General features: G+C 66.6%; 11 protein-coding genes. 8 read left to right on the forward strand and 3 right to left on the reverse strand.

Going from position 1 to position 12,341, the window contains the following annotated elements; translation table 11 throughout:
* From E4Q23_RS17290 to E4Q23_RS17320, 8 genes are all read left to right on the forward strand, one after another.
* Nucleotides 1-199, forward strand: a 199-nt coding sequence (locus E4Q23_RS17290) for a hypothetical protein (RefSeq protein WP_211203817.1), incomplete at its 5' end; no start/stop codon positions are given.
* Nucleotides 196-372, forward strand: a complete 177-nt coding sequence (locus tag E4Q23_RS17295; RefSeq protein ID WP_169067794.1) for a hypothetical protein — start codon at nt 196-198, stop codon at nt 370-372. The genes E4Q23_RS17290 and E4Q23_RS17295, both read left to right, overlap by 4 nt.
* A gap of 35 nt (nt 373-407) precedes the next feature.
* The gene (locus E4Q23_RS17300) at nt 408-1,160 is read left to right on the forward strand and encodes a DUF4194 domain-containing protein (RefSeq protein ID WP_169067795.1); all 753 of its coding nucleotides are present in this window, start codon (nt 408-410) and stop codon (nt 1,158-1,160) included.
* Nucleotides 1,153-4,548, forward strand: a complete 3,396-nt coding sequence (locus E4Q23_RS17305; RefSeq protein ID WP_169067796.1) for an ATP-binding protein — start codon at nt 1,153-1,155, stop codon at nt 4,546-4,548. Before E4Q23_RS17300 ends, E4Q23_RS17305 begins: the two co-directional genes overlap by 8 nt.
* Nucleotides 4,545-5,771: a Wadjet anti-phage system protein JetD domain-containing protein gene (locus E4Q23_RS17310; protein ID WP_169067797.1), complete on the forward strand. Its 1,227-nt coding sequence runs from the start codon at nt 4,545-4,547 to the stop codon at nt 5,769-5,771. Before E4Q23_RS17305 ends, E4Q23_RS17310 begins: the two co-directional genes overlap by 4 nt.
* A 333-nt stretch (nt 5,772-6,104) precedes the next feature.
* Nucleotides 6,105-6,779, forward strand: coding sequence for an MT-A70 family methyltransferase (locus tag E4Q23_RS17315; RefSeq protein WP_169067798.1), 675 nt, complete (start codon nt 6,105-6,107; stop codon nt 6,777-6,779).
* Nucleotides 6,772-6,894, forward strand: coding sequence for a hypothetical protein (locus tag E4Q23_RS24645; protein ID WP_272873701.1), 123 nt, complete (start codon nt 6,772-6,774; stop codon nt 6,892-6,894). The genes E4Q23_RS17315 and E4Q23_RS24645 overlap by 8 nt, the downstream gene beginning before the upstream one ends.
* Nucleotides 6,891-7,652, forward strand: a complete 762-nt coding sequence (locus E4Q23_RS17320) for an SUMF1/EgtB/PvdO family nonheme iron enzyme (RefSeq protein ID WP_169067799.1) — start codon at nt 6,891-6,893, stop codon at nt 7,650-7,652. Before E4Q23_RS24645 ends, E4Q23_RS17320 begins: the two co-directional genes overlap by 4 nt.
* A 264-nt stretch (nt 7,653-7,916) precedes the next feature.
* Here E4Q23_RS17320 and E4Q23_RS17325 read toward each other — a convergent pair whose 3' ends face one another.
* From E4Q23_RS17325 to E4Q23_RS17335, 3 genes are read right to left on the reverse strand one after another with little or no spacing between them, the layout of a single operon-like run.
* Nucleotides 7,917-10,343: a formylglycine-generating enzyme family protein gene (locus E4Q23_RS17325; protein WP_169067800.1), complete on the reverse strand. Its 2,427-nt coding sequence runs from the start codon at nt 10,341-10,343 to the stop codon at nt 7,917-7,919.
* Nucleotides 10,340-11,377, reverse strand: coding sequence for a hypothetical protein (locus E4Q23_RS17330; RefSeq protein ID WP_169067801.1), 1,038 nt, complete (start codon nt 11,375-11,377; stop codon nt 10,340-10,342). The genes E4Q23_RS17325 and E4Q23_RS17330 overlap by 4 nt, the downstream gene beginning before the upstream one ends.
* Before the next feature lie 4 nt (nt 11,378-11,381).
* A complete protein-coding gene (locus tag E4Q23_RS17335; RefSeq protein ID WP_169067802.1) occupies nt 11,382-12,338 on the reverse strand; it encodes an AAA family ATPase in 957 nt (318 codons plus the stop codon).
* Nucleotides 12,339-12,341 lie beyond the last annotated feature (3 nt).

Below are 12,341 nucleotides of genomic sequence, written 5' to 3' on the forward strand. Positions count from 1 at the left end.
ACACGTGGAGACACCCCGAATCATGAAAGTCATGACCGTTACCCTCTTCCCCTGCCCCTTCTCCCGCAAGGGAGAAGGGAGGTTCGTGAGTCGCTTGCGCGACTTTCACATTAACGCCTTGCCGCCGGGCGACGGGAGCGTGCTGGCGCGTGGTATCCTCAGCCCTGCCAAAGGGGTTTTAGCGGAGCTGGCCGGATGAAAGATCATTACGATTTCAGCAAGGGCGTGCGTGGCAAGTTCTACGCTTCCGATGCGGTTGTCCGCTTGCCGGTTTACCTCGATGAGCAGGTGGAGCGGGTGGCAAGCCTGCAAGTCGCCAGTGATGGTGTCGCGAGGCAATCAAAAAGTGCACGAGAAGTAAACGAGAAGTAGGCGCGGCTGTCGCCGGTGATGTTGGTGAGGGAAGCATGGTGGCAGCAGCGGAAGACGACCTGGAAGCACAGCTCGACCTAGATGGCTCGGTCGCAGCGACGTCCACCCCGGAGAGCCCCGACCTCTCCGCTCTGGTCATTCCCCTGCTCAAGGGCGTGCTCTATCAGGAGGCGGACGCGGCCTTGTGGAATGCGCTGCTCAATCTACAGCCGCGGGTGCGTGATTACGTGGCCGTGCTCGACCTCGAACTGGTGCTCGACGAGGCCGAGGGCTATGCCTTCCTGCGCTCGCGTCCGCAGCCCGAGGATGGCGAGGGGGTCCGGCTGCCGCGGTTGGTTGCGCGGCGTCCGCTGTCGTTTCCGGTCAGCCTGCTGCTGGCGCTGCTGCGCAAGAAGCTGGCCGAGTTCGATGCTGGCGGCGGCGACACGCGGCTGGTGTTCTCGCGCGACGAGGTCGTCGAGCTGCTGCGCGTTTTCCTGCACGAAGGCAGTAACGAAGCGCGCCTGATCGACCAGATCGACTTCTATCTCGGCAAGGTCGTCGAGCTCGGCTTCGTCCGCCGCCTGAAAGTGCAAAGCGGCCAGACGGCGACTTTCGAGGTGCGGCGAATCCTCAAGTCCTTCGTCGACGCGCAGTGGCTGGCCGAATTCGATCAGCGCCTGGCCGCTTACCGCTCGCTGTTGGCGGGGGAGAGTGGCGGCGCAGTGAAGAGCACGAAGAGCACGAAGAGTACGCCGAGTACGCCGAGTACGCCGAGTAGGAATACCAAGGCCGCCACCGATGAATGAGCCGCAGAGCCTCGGGCTCGATTTCGTCGCCGACGACACGCTTTCGGGTTTTCGCCTGCAGCGCCTGGAAGTCTTCAACTGGGGCACTTTCGAGGCGCGCGTGTGGACGCTCAACCCGGGCGGCCAGAACGCGCTGCTTACCGGCGACATCGGGTCGGGCAAGTCGACGCTGGTCGATGCGGTGACCACCCTGCTGGTGCCGGCGCAGCGCATCGCCTACAACAAGGCGGCGGGTGCCGACAGTCGCGAGCGGACGCTGCGCTCCTACGTCCTCGGCCACTACAAGTCCGAGCGCAACGAGGTCAGCGGCACGGCGCGACCGGTGGCGCTGCGCGACCACAACAACTACTCGGTGATCCTCGGCGTGTTTCATAACGCCGGCTACGACCAGACGGTGACGCTGGCGCAGGTGTTCTGGATCAAGGATGCGCAGGGGCAGCCGGCACGCTTCTTCGTCGCCGCCGAACGCGAGCTGTCGATTGCCGGCGATTTTGCGAACTTCGGCTCGGACATCGCCGCGCTGCGCAAGCGGCTGCGGAAGCCGCTGGCCGAAGTCTTCGACAGCTTTCCGCCCTACGGCGCCTGGTTCCGGCGCCGTTTCGGCATCGACAACGAGCAGGCGCTGGACCTCTTCCACCAGACGGTGTCGATGAAATCGGTCGGCAACCTGACCGACTTCGTGCGCAGCCACATGCTCGAGCCTTTCGATGTCGCGCCACGAATCACGGCCTTGATCGGCCACTTCGACGACCTCAACCGCGCCCATGAAGCAGTCCTCAAGGCGAAGCGGCAGGTGGCGCTGCTCGCGCCGCTGGTGGCCGACGGCGGGCGGCATGCGCTGCTGGCGGCGCAGATCGAGGACATGCGCGCCTGTCGCGAAGCGCTCAAAGCCTATTTCGCCGGCCTCAAGCTCGGCCTTCTCGACAAGCGGCTGGCCGGCCTGGCTGAAGACTGGCGGCGGCAGGACGCGCAGCTCAGGCGCATCGACGAGCAACGCCTGGCGCAGCGCGCCGAGGAGGGCGAGCTCAAGCGCAGCATCGCCGAGAACGGCGGCGATCGGCTCGAGCGCCTGGCGGCCGACATTCATCGCCTCGAACTGGAGCGCCAGGCGCGAGCGCGCAAGGCACAGCGCTACGGCGAGCTGCTCGGCGCCATTGGCGAGCAGGCCGCGTCTGACGAAGCCGGTTTTCTCGACCAGTGCCAGCGCTTCGCCGTGCTGGCCGAAGCCGCGCGCGAGCGCGATGCAGGCTTGCAGAACGAGCTCACCGAGTTGAGTGTCAGCTTGCGCCAGGGCAAGCAGGAGCACGATGAGCTGATGGCCGAGATCAACAGCCTCAAGGCCCGGCGCAGCAACGTCCCGGCCGCGCAGGTGGCGATGCGCAGCGCGCTGTGCCAGGCGCTTGGCTTCGCCGAAGAGACCATGCCTTTTGCCGGGGAGCTGCTGCAGGTGCGCGACGACGAGCGCGACTGGGAAGGGGCCGGCGAACGCCTGCTGCACAACTTCGGCCTGTCGCTGCTGATTCCCGACGAGGATTACACGCCGGTCGCCGAGTGGGTCGATCGCACCCATCTGCGCGGGCGGCTGGTCTATTTCCGCGTGCGCAAGACCAAGACTACGCCCGGCGACCTGCCCGGCCTGCATCGCGACTCACTGGTGCGCAAGCTGGCGGTCAAGCCCGACTCGCCGTACTACGACTGGTTGGAACGCGAGCTGGCGCACCGTTTCGACGTCGCCTGCTGCGCCACCCACGAGCAGTTCCGCCGCGAGACGAAAGCGATCACCCGTGCCGGCCAGATCAAGGCGCCCGGCGAGCGCCACGAGAAAGACGACCGCCACCGCCTCGACGACCGCAGTCGCTACGTCCTCGGCTGGAGCAATGCCGCCAAGATCAGCGCCCTCGAAGCCAATGCCCGGCAACTCGAAACGCGGCTCGGCGAGCTCGGCAGCCGCATCGGCAGGATCATGGGCGAGCAGAAGGCGCTCAAGGAGCGCCTGACGGCGCTCTCGAAACTCGGCGAGTACGGCGACTTCAGCGAATTCAGCGAACTCGACTGGCAATCGTCGGCCACCGAAGTGGCACGCCTGCAGGACGAGAAGCGCTTGCTGGAAACGACCTCGGACGTCCTGCAGAACCTGACCGCACGCCTGCAGCAACTGCAGGGCGTGCTTGCCGACAGCGAGGCCGCCCTGGCCGCCAGGACGCGCGAGCTGGGCGCCACGCAGGCCAAGCGCGAAGCCGCCGAGGCCTTGCGTAGCGACACCCTGGCGGTGATCGCCAAGGACACGGCGGCGCAGCCGCCGCCAAGTACCTACTTCGAGCGTCTCGATGCGATACGCAGCGAAGCGCTCGGCGAACACCAGCTGAGCGTCGAGTCCTGCGAGAATCGCGAACACGATGTGCGCCAATGGCTGCAGGGCCGCATCGAAAACGAGGACGGCAAGCTGAAGCGGCTGCGCGACAAGATCATCGACGCCATGCGTGCCTACTGCAGCGCATTTCCGCTCGATACCCAGGAAGTCGATGTCGCCATCGAGGCCGTCGGCGAATACCGCCTGATGCTCGACAAGCTGCAGGCCGATGACCTGCCGCGCTTCGAGCTGCGCTTCAAGGAACTGCTCAACGAGAACACCATCCGCGAAGTGGCCAACTTCAACGCCCAGCTGGCGATGTGGCGCGAGACGATCAGGGAGCGCATCACGCGCATCAACGGCTCGCTGACGCAGATCGACTACAACACCGGCCGCTACATCGCCCTCGAAGCGCAGGCCACGCCCGACGCCGACATCCGCGATTTCCAGAGCGAGCTGCGCGCCTGCACCGAAGGCAGCATCACCGGCTCGGACGACGCCCAGTATTCGGAAGCCAAGTTCCTGCAGGTCAAGCACATCATCGAGCGCCTGCGCGGTCGCGAGGGCCTTTCCGAGCAGGATCGCCGCTGGACGGCCAAGGTCACCGACGTCCGCTACTGGTTCGTCTTCGCCGCCAGCGAGCGCTGGCGCGAGGACGACAGCGAGCACGAGCACTACTCGGATTCCGGCGGCAAGTCGGGCGGCCAGAAGGAGAAACTGGCCTACACCATCCTCGCCGCCAGCCTGGCCTACCAGTTCGGCCTCGAATGGGGCGCCGTGCGCTCGCGCACTTTCCGCTTCGTGGTCATCGACGAAGCTTTCGGGCGCGGCTCGGACGAATCCGCCCAATACGGCCTGCGCCTCTTCGCGCAGCTCAACCTGCAACTGCTGATCGTCACCCCGCTGCAGAAAATCCACATCATCGAGCCCTTCGTTGCCAGCGTCGGCTTCGTGCATAACGAAGAAGGACGCACCTCGAAACTGCGCAACCTGTCGATCGAGGAATACCGCGCAGAGAAGGCGAGGGCGACCGCGTGAGCTGGACGCGGCCGGCCGGGCTGCGCGCGCAGGTGCAGAAACTCTGGGACCGCGGCGACGTGCTCGCCAGTCTGGTCAGCGGCGAGCCGCTGTTTCCGCGCCGGCTGCTCCTCAAGGGCCCGACCTCGGCCGAGATGGCCGAGCGCTTCGACGCCGTGCGCGCCTGGGTCGCCGAACTGCGCGCCATGCCCCACTGCCGCATCGAGATGCGCGAATTCCGCCATCGCGTCTTCGGCGCCAACGCCGTGCCGCACGAGGCGTGGGTGGACAGTCTCGACGACGCGCTGGCGCTGCTCGGCAAGCGCCGTGAGCTGACGCGCTTCAATGCCCTGCTCGAACTGACCCGGCAGCGCCAGCCGCAACTGCTGGCCTGGTTGGCAAAGCGCCCGCTACGCGCGCTCGAACTGGCCGGCGAATGGAGCCGTCTGCTGGCCATCGTCGCCTGGGTGGAGGCGCGTGCGCAGCAGGCGCCCAGGCAGAGCGTCTATCTGCGCCAGGTGGACATTCCCGGCGTGCATAGCAAGTTCATCGAAGCGCATCGCGGCGTTCTCGCCGAGTGGCTGGATCTCGTTCTGTCGCCCGCGGCGATCGACACCGCGGCCACGGGCGTGAGCGGCTTCGCCCGGCGCTACGGTTTTCGTGACAAACCGGTGCGCATCCGTCTGCGGATCCTCGACCCGGCGCACTCGCGCCTGCCAAGCACCTTCGGCGACGACATCACTCTCGACGCCGCCAGCTTCGCCCAACTCGACCCCGGCGTCGCCCGCGTCTTCATCACCGAGAACGAAATCAACTTCCTGGCCTTCCCGGCCGTGCGCGACAGCCTGATCATTTTCGGCGCCGGCTACGGCTTCGAGATGCTGGCGCAGGCGCAATGGCTATCGCGCTGCCGCATCCACTACTGGGGCGACATCGACACGCATGGCTTCGCCATCCTCGACCAGCTGCGCGCGCACTTTGCGCATGTCGATTCCTTCCTCATGGACCGCGCGACGCTGCAGGCTTTTGCAACGCAGTGGGGCGAGGAAGACAAGCAGACGCTACGCGATCTGCCGCGGCTGAATGAGGAAGAGCGTGCGCTTTACGATGACCTGCGCGACAACCGCTTGGGCAAGAATCTGCGGCTGGAGCAGGAGAGGATCGGGTTCGGCTGGGTGGAGGAGGTGATTGACGGGATTGTGCCGGTTGCGACGCCGCTTGCGTCCCCGGGCACGCTGGAATAGGGTCTGTCCAGTCAGAAAAATGGAGGGGTCGCCATGCGCGCGTGGAAACTACAGCAGGCAACCGACTCCCCGTCATTGCGAGGAGGCGAAGCCGACGCGGCAATCCAGTTCCATCCTCTCACTGCTTCTCCGCCGCGCCGACAACGCACAGAGCCAAACCTCTGGATTGCCGCGTCGGCTGCGCCTCCTCGCAATGACGTGCGGGCGGGCGAGTGCCTTGGTGGAAGCACGAGCGCCGTTGTGCTTCGTCCCCCGGTGGACAAAGGCGGATGCCACCCCCGGTGTTTGCCAACAGGGTATGCTGACGACCGGGCTCCTGACCGATTGAGCAAGATGACGAAACATTTCCCCGAGGCAGCTGGCGAGCTGCTCCACCGCGTCGGCGATCGCCGCTTTCACACCGTGCTCGCCGATCCGCCGTGGCAGTTCCAGAACCGCACCGGCAAGATGGCGCCGGAACACAAGCGGCTGAACCGCTACGCGACGATGACCCTGGACGACATTCTCGCCCTGCCGGTGGCCAGCATCGTCGGCGACACGGCGCACCTCTACCTGTGGGTGCCGAATGCGCTGCTTCCCGAGGGCCTTCGGGTCCTGGTCGCCTGGGGTTTCCAGTACAAGAGCAACATCGTCTGGCACAAGATCCGCAAGGACGGCGGCCCGGATGGGCGCGGCGTCGGCTTCTACTTTCGCAACACCACCGAACTGATCCTTTTCGGCGTCCGCGGCAAGAATGCCCGCACGCTGGCTCCTGGTCGCCGCCAGGTCAATATCATCAAGAGCCGCAAGCGGGAGCATTCGCGCAAGCCCGACGAAGCCTACGGGCTGATCGAATCCTGCTCGCCCGGCCCCTATCTGGAAATGTTCGCCCGCGGCCCGCGCGACGGCTGGACCAGCTGGGGAAACCAGGCCGACGAGTATTTCCCCGACTGGCCGACCTATGCCAACCACTCGCAGGCGGAAGTCGATGCCGACTGCCTGCTGGCGAAGGAAGGTGATCATGCGTAACTGGCTCTGTATCGAAGTGCGTGGCTTTGATGTCCTCGCCATGGCCGTTCCCGGTGGCCTGGCGTCGGCGCGCGGCGCGGATCATGCGCCGCTGATTGTCGAGCGGGAACTGTGAAACGCGTTGCCGCGGCGGACCTGGGGATCGATGCGGTGCAGGCGCAGCGGATGATTCTCCTGCCCGACATCGACTGGGTCGAGATCCCCGGCGGCGATTTCGTCTTTCAGGAAGGCGAGCGGCGCTCGCTGCCGACTTTCTACATGGCGCGCTATCCGGTCACCAATGCGCACTACCGGACCTTCATCGATGCCGGTGGGTATCGGGATGAGCGCTGGTGGCGGGATCTGGTGCGACCTGAGCCGGAAGAATCGCGCTTTCCCCAGGCCAACCGGCCGCGAACGAACGTCGACTGGTACGAGGCAGTGGCGTTCAGCCGCTGGTTGAGCGAGCAGCTGGGCTACGAAGTCCGGCTGCCGACCGAGGAAGAATGGGAGCGTGCGGCACGCGGACACGATGGTCACCAGTATCCCTGGGGCGCGCGGTACCAGACGGGTTACGCCAATATCGACGAAAAGGACACCAAAGCCGGCGAGTGGTACCTGGGGCAGACGACAGCGGTCGGTGTCTATGGGCACGCGTCTTCAGCTGAAGGGGTTCTCGATCTCTCCGGCAACGTCTGGGAATGGTGTCTCAACAAATATGATCGCCCCGATGAGCTCGCAGCCGATACCAGTGGCGACTGGCGTGTACTACGTGGCGGATCATGGCTCAACCCGCCTAGCTACGCGCGCGGCTCACAGCGCTTCACCTTTGCCCCTAGCGACCGTTACTTTGATTACGGGTTTCGGCTGGTTTCGTCGGTCCCAGTTGCTTGACCGCAGTTGCGAATTCAAGAACCCGTAACGTGGCAGCGCGTGCTGGTTCAGTCGCCAAGAGTCAGCGTAACTTACGTGCTTGATCCAGCCCTGTTGCCTCTCCCGATAACGCTCGCCGAGTGGGCGCGCGGCCTGAACCATCTTGCCGCTCCTGGCGCGGGGAGGCCCCTACAAGGGGTAGTAGGCGGTAGGTTGGGCTGAGGAACGAAGCCCAACATCATGCAGATAGGGATTGAGGCCACTGCGGTCGGCAGCGAACAGCGGTCAAGCAATGGGGGCAGACGAAACCAGGCGAAACCCCCTGTCGTTGAGGTGGAAGTCAGGCAAGAGCCCGCTGCGCCGCGAGCCGCGCGCGTCGCCCGGGCCGTAGCCCCACGAACCACCGCGCGCCACGCGACTGTCGTCGCTGGTATCGGCTTCAACCTTTCCGGGGCTACCATACTTGTCAAGGCACCATTCCCAGACGTTGCCGGCCAGATCGAGAACCCCTTCGGTCGACGCGCCCTGTGGATAGACGCCGACCGCTGTCGTCTGCTGCAGGGACCATTCGCCGGCTTTGAGTTCTTTCTCGTTGATATTGCTGTAGCCGGTCCGGTAGTCCTTGCCCCAGGGGTACTCGCGACCATCGCGTCCGCGCGTCGCACGCTCCCATTCTTCCTCGCTCGGCAAGCGGACTTCGTAACCGAGCTGCGCGCTGAGCCAGCGGCTGAAAGCCACTGCCTCGTACCAGTTGACATCGCTGCGCGGCCGGTTGGCCTGCGACCATGACGACTGCTCCGCCTTTGCTTGCTTGAGGTCCCGCCACCAGGCGCTTGTGCCCTTGCCGTTGTAGCCGCCAGCGTCGATGAAGGCCTGGTACTGCACATTGGTAATCGGGTATCGCGCCATGCGGAAGGTCGGCAGCCTGCGCTTCTCTCCGTTCTGATAGATGAACTCCCCGCCAGGGATGTCGACCCAGTCGAGCGCCGGCAGGCCGCGCTCGTCGAGGCCGACGCCTGCCCTCGGGTCGCCGATTTCGGCCAGGCGATCGCCAATCGCCAGACGCCGTGGCGGGATGGTCTCGATTCGTTCGAGTTCGTCGAGGAGTTGGTGGACTTCGGGCGGCAGCGTTTCTGCCGCCGGCTCTGCTGGGCGCGGCGCCGCATCGGCCAGCACGAATTCACGTACGCCGACGCCCCGCCGCGGGTCGCCGATTTCGTCCAGGCGGTCGCCGATTTCGAGGCGGCGCGGCGGCGGCGTCTTCGGGTCGGCGAGTTCGGCGAGCAGGGCCTCGGCCTCGCCGCCGCCTTCGCCGCCTTCGCCGCCTTCGCTGCGTTCGCCGAGCTTGTCTACGTCTGGTGCTGGCGGCGGCTGCTCGTCGGCCAGCCAGGCGCGCAGCTGTCCGAGGAAGTTCCTGGCCTCTTCCGACTTCTCCGGCTGCTGCCAGTCGAGGAGGTCGAGCAGTCGCTCGGCGCCCTGGCCGGGCGGCGGCGCAGCGAGCGCTTCCGTGCGCAGCAGGGCCGCGCGTGGGCCGGGCAGGGCGTCGCTGCCGGTCTTTTCGGCCCAGTAAGCCTGCGCCGCGCGGGTCCACAGGCGCAGCAAGCGAATTGGCCCGTCCTGGTCTCCCTCAGTGGCAGCGGCGGTGCTGAGCGACTCCTCTTCGATCAGTTGCAGCCGTATCCCTTGCCTTGCCAGCCAGTCGGCGATACGGCTGGCCTGTTCGCGGTCGGCAGCTAGATGGCTGAGGTACAGCGCTGTCGTTGTCGATGGCGGGGCGCCGGGAACGACCTCGGTGGGCAATTCGGCGTGCAGTTCGTAGCGGCGGCCGTCGCTGGTCGTCAGCAGAATGCGCTCGGCGATCAGCGGCAGTGCGACGCGTGTATCGGCGCCGACGACCTGCCAGGTGCCGCTCGGCGCGCCTTCGCTCTGCACGTGCAGGTTCACCGGCAGCGGTGTCGGTAGCTCGATGGCCGGCTCGCCTGCGCTGGCGGCCCGGCAGTGCAGAACCAGCCGCCGGCTGTCGGCGTCCCAGTGCAGGCTGACCGCCAGCCGTGCCGGCCGGAAAGGCTTGGGCAGCTTGCCGTTGAGCCAGCCAGGCAGCGTTGCCGGTGCTGCTGCGTTGCCGGCGGCCAGGCTGCTGCTGGCGCCGAGACTGCAACTCGCGTACTGGGTGAGCAGTCTGGCTTCCGCCAGCGTGCTCCCGGCGCCGGCGACGCTTGCCAGGCTGCGCCGGCTCCAGCGCGCGAGCCGGATGCGTTGTTCCTCGTCGGCTTCGTCGTGAATGCGCTTGAGCATGTCCTGCAGACCCTGCTCGATGGCCGGCTGATCGTCGAGCAGGGCGGCCAGACGCAGATCCTGTTCGAGACGGTCTTCGGGCGACCAGTGGCGGCTGTGGCGCCGGGTGAAGTCGCTCACCTGGTCGAACGGCGGCTGATCGGCGGCGCGCAGTTCGTTGGCGAGAAGGCGCGCCACGCCCGCATGCAGGATCACTTCGCCGCTGCTGCGCGCGCCGATCAGCGGGCTGAACCAGAGCTGCGACTCGATCTCCGTGGCGCTGCCCGGGATGAACTGCAGCCGCGCATTGCGCAGCAGCAGCGGCTCGATGCGCGTGGCGAGCGACAGCAGACGTGCCAGCGGGACGATTTCCGGCCAGCGCCGGCGAACGTCGCTGACCAGGTCCTGCTCGAAGGGTGTCGGCTGCAGCCAGCTCATCGTGTCGGTCGCTGCCTGCCGCCGAACTGCCGGCTGAGCATCGCGGCGCTGGTGCGCGGATGCCAGTGCACCAGTTCGGCGTCGGGACCAAGGGTGGTCGGCCAGTATTCCGGCGACCAGGGGACGAGGACGATCAGCGGGCAGCCTGGCGCACGGCAGTCCTTGATCAGCTTTTGCCAGCCGGCGTCGGGCCGGCTACGCGGCGGTAATCCCTGAATGCCGAAGTCGGTGGCGGCGAGGATCGGTCGACCGGGCTCCGGTTGCCAGGGCTGCCAGTCTTGTTCTGCGTCCTTGCCGGGCAGCCAGCGGCCAGCCTGCTCTGGAGTCGAGTCGAAGTCGAAGACCGCGACGCGATCTTCGCCGAGCACGCCGACGAGCTGCCTGGCCAGGTCGCGCAGATCTTCCCACCACGGCAGCATGCTGTCGCTGAAGTCGAGCAGGAGCTGGCAGCCGCGGGCGAGCGTTGCCGAGTGCTGGCGCGGCAGCCGCGGCGGCAGGCGTCCCGCGACGACGCGGCGGACGAGTTGATCGATGTCGAGCCGGTCACCCTGGCGCAGCGTCGCCAGGGCGGCGGTGAACACGCCGCGGGCGGTCTCGGCGGCGATCAGCGTCCGGCGCGGCGGCGAAACGCCCGGTGCGGGTTCGAGACGCTGGTAGTCGCCCGTGAGCCAGCTCGGGGCTTCGGCGGTATCGATCGCGGGCGGCGCTGCGACGGCGTTGAGCGTCGATTTCAGCGTCTGCGCGGGCAGATCGATTTGCGGCGCGCGTGTCGGCGGTGCGGCGAGCCCCGCTTGACGCGGCGTGGCAGGAGCTTCGCTTTTCGCTTGCGCCGACAGGCGGCTGCGGTCATAGACCGTCGGCGTCGGCCGGGCAGGCTGCACCTCGGGCGCCGCCAGCCCGAAACCGAGGCAACCGGCAATCGCCTGTGCGTGCTCGTCTTCCTGACCGTGCAGCGTGCCGAGCGCGCGGATCAGGTCGCCGAGATGAATCTCGCCGCGTTGCATCGTGTCGTTCTTCCTGCGGGACGTCGCCATCCGCTCACTCCGTAGGCTTGGTCAGAACTGCCCTCTCGATCTGGCTCCAGAGCGGGTTGTCGTCGGCGACATCTATCTCCAGTTTCTCGCAGGCCTGGATGGCGTCGAGGAATTCGCTGGTGCCGGGCGGACGGCGACCGCTGGTCGTAGAGGCCGCACGGATTCCGATCAGCTTGTCGACGATCGCTTCGGTCCGCCGGCTGTCGGTGGCCGGATAGTGCGCGTGGGCGATGCCGAGCAGGGTGTCGCGGTCCAGTTCGCCGAGAACCAGGCTCACACAGCGGCGTAGAAACGCTTGTGGCAGCTCGCGCTCGCGATTGGTGGTGATGATCGTGAGTAGCTTCTGCTTCGGGTCGGCCTGCTGCGTCGCCCCGTCGGGCAGAGAGAAACTGCGCCGGTCGAGCGGTTCGAGCAGATCGTTCGGTACGTCTGGCTCTGCCTTGTCGATTTCGTCGATGAGCAGGACGGTGTGGTGGTGTCCACCGGCGGAGGCTCCCTCGCTACCGGGAAAGGGCAGGGTGGCGTCGTATCCGGCGGCGTCGGCAGCGCTGAGTCCACGGCGTGCGGCCGACTCCCGGTCGAAAGCCCACCAGAAGACTCCCGGGTTGTGATACGCCTGATCCGGCTTGAGGTCTACGGCGTCCGGTCGTGCCGCGCGGTGCGCGTCGTGCAGGCGGCGCAGGTGATCAACCTCGACGGTCAGTTCTTCGAGCCGGGTGCGCGAGGTGATCGTCTTGCTGAGGAAGTTCCAGCCGAGCACCGCCGCCATCGCTTCAGCGAGGCGGCTCTTGCCGCAGCCCGGCGGGCCGGCGATGAGCAGCGGCCGGCTGGTGGCCAGCGCCACATCGACGGCGATGACCGCTGTTTCGGGAAAGATGTAGGGCTTGATTTCCAGGGCGGGATCCCCCGGAAAGGAGTAGTCGTCGGCGAGTTTGAAGTTCCTGGGGCGGTAGCTGGCCATCGG

This window comes from Candidatus Accumulibacter phosphatis, assembly GCF_012939955.1.
Taxonomy (GTDB): Bacteria; Pseudomonadota; Gammaproteobacteria; order Burkholderiales; family Rhodocyclaceae; genus Accumulibacter; species Accumulibacter delftensis.

Coding starts and splice junctions, on each gene's coding strand:
- E4Q23_RS17295 (WP_169067794.1), top strand. CDS start 196: ATGAAAGATCATTACGATTTCAGCAAGGGCGTGCGTGGCAAGTTCTAC.
- E4Q23_RS17300 (WP_169067795.1), top strand. CDS start 408: ATGGTGGCAGCAGCGGAAGACGACCTGGAAGCACAGCTCGACCTAGAT.
- E4Q23_RS17305 (WP_169067796.1), top strand. CDS start 1,153: ATGAATGAGCCGCAGAGCCTCGGGCTCGATTTCGTCGCCGACGACACG.
- E4Q23_RS17315 (WP_169067798.1), top strand. CDS start 6,105: ATGACGAAACATTTCCCCGAGGCAGCTGGCGAGCTGCTCCACCGCGTC.
- E4Q23_RS24645 (WP_272873701.1), top strand. CDS start 6,772: ATGCGTAACTGGCTCTGTATCGAAGTGCGTGGCTTTGATGTCCTCGCC.
- E4Q23_RS17325 (WP_169067800.1), bottom strand. CDS start 10,343: ATGAGCTGGCTGCAGCCGACACCCTTCGAGCAGGACCTGGTCAGCGAC.
- E4Q23_RS17330 (WP_169067801.1), bottom strand. CDS start 11,377: ATGGCGACGTCCCGCAGGAAGAACGACACGATGCAACGCGGCGAGATT.
- E4Q23_RS17335 (WP_169067802.1), bottom strand. CDS start 12,338: ATGGCCAGCTACCGCCCCAGGAACTTCAAACTCGCCGACGACTACTCC.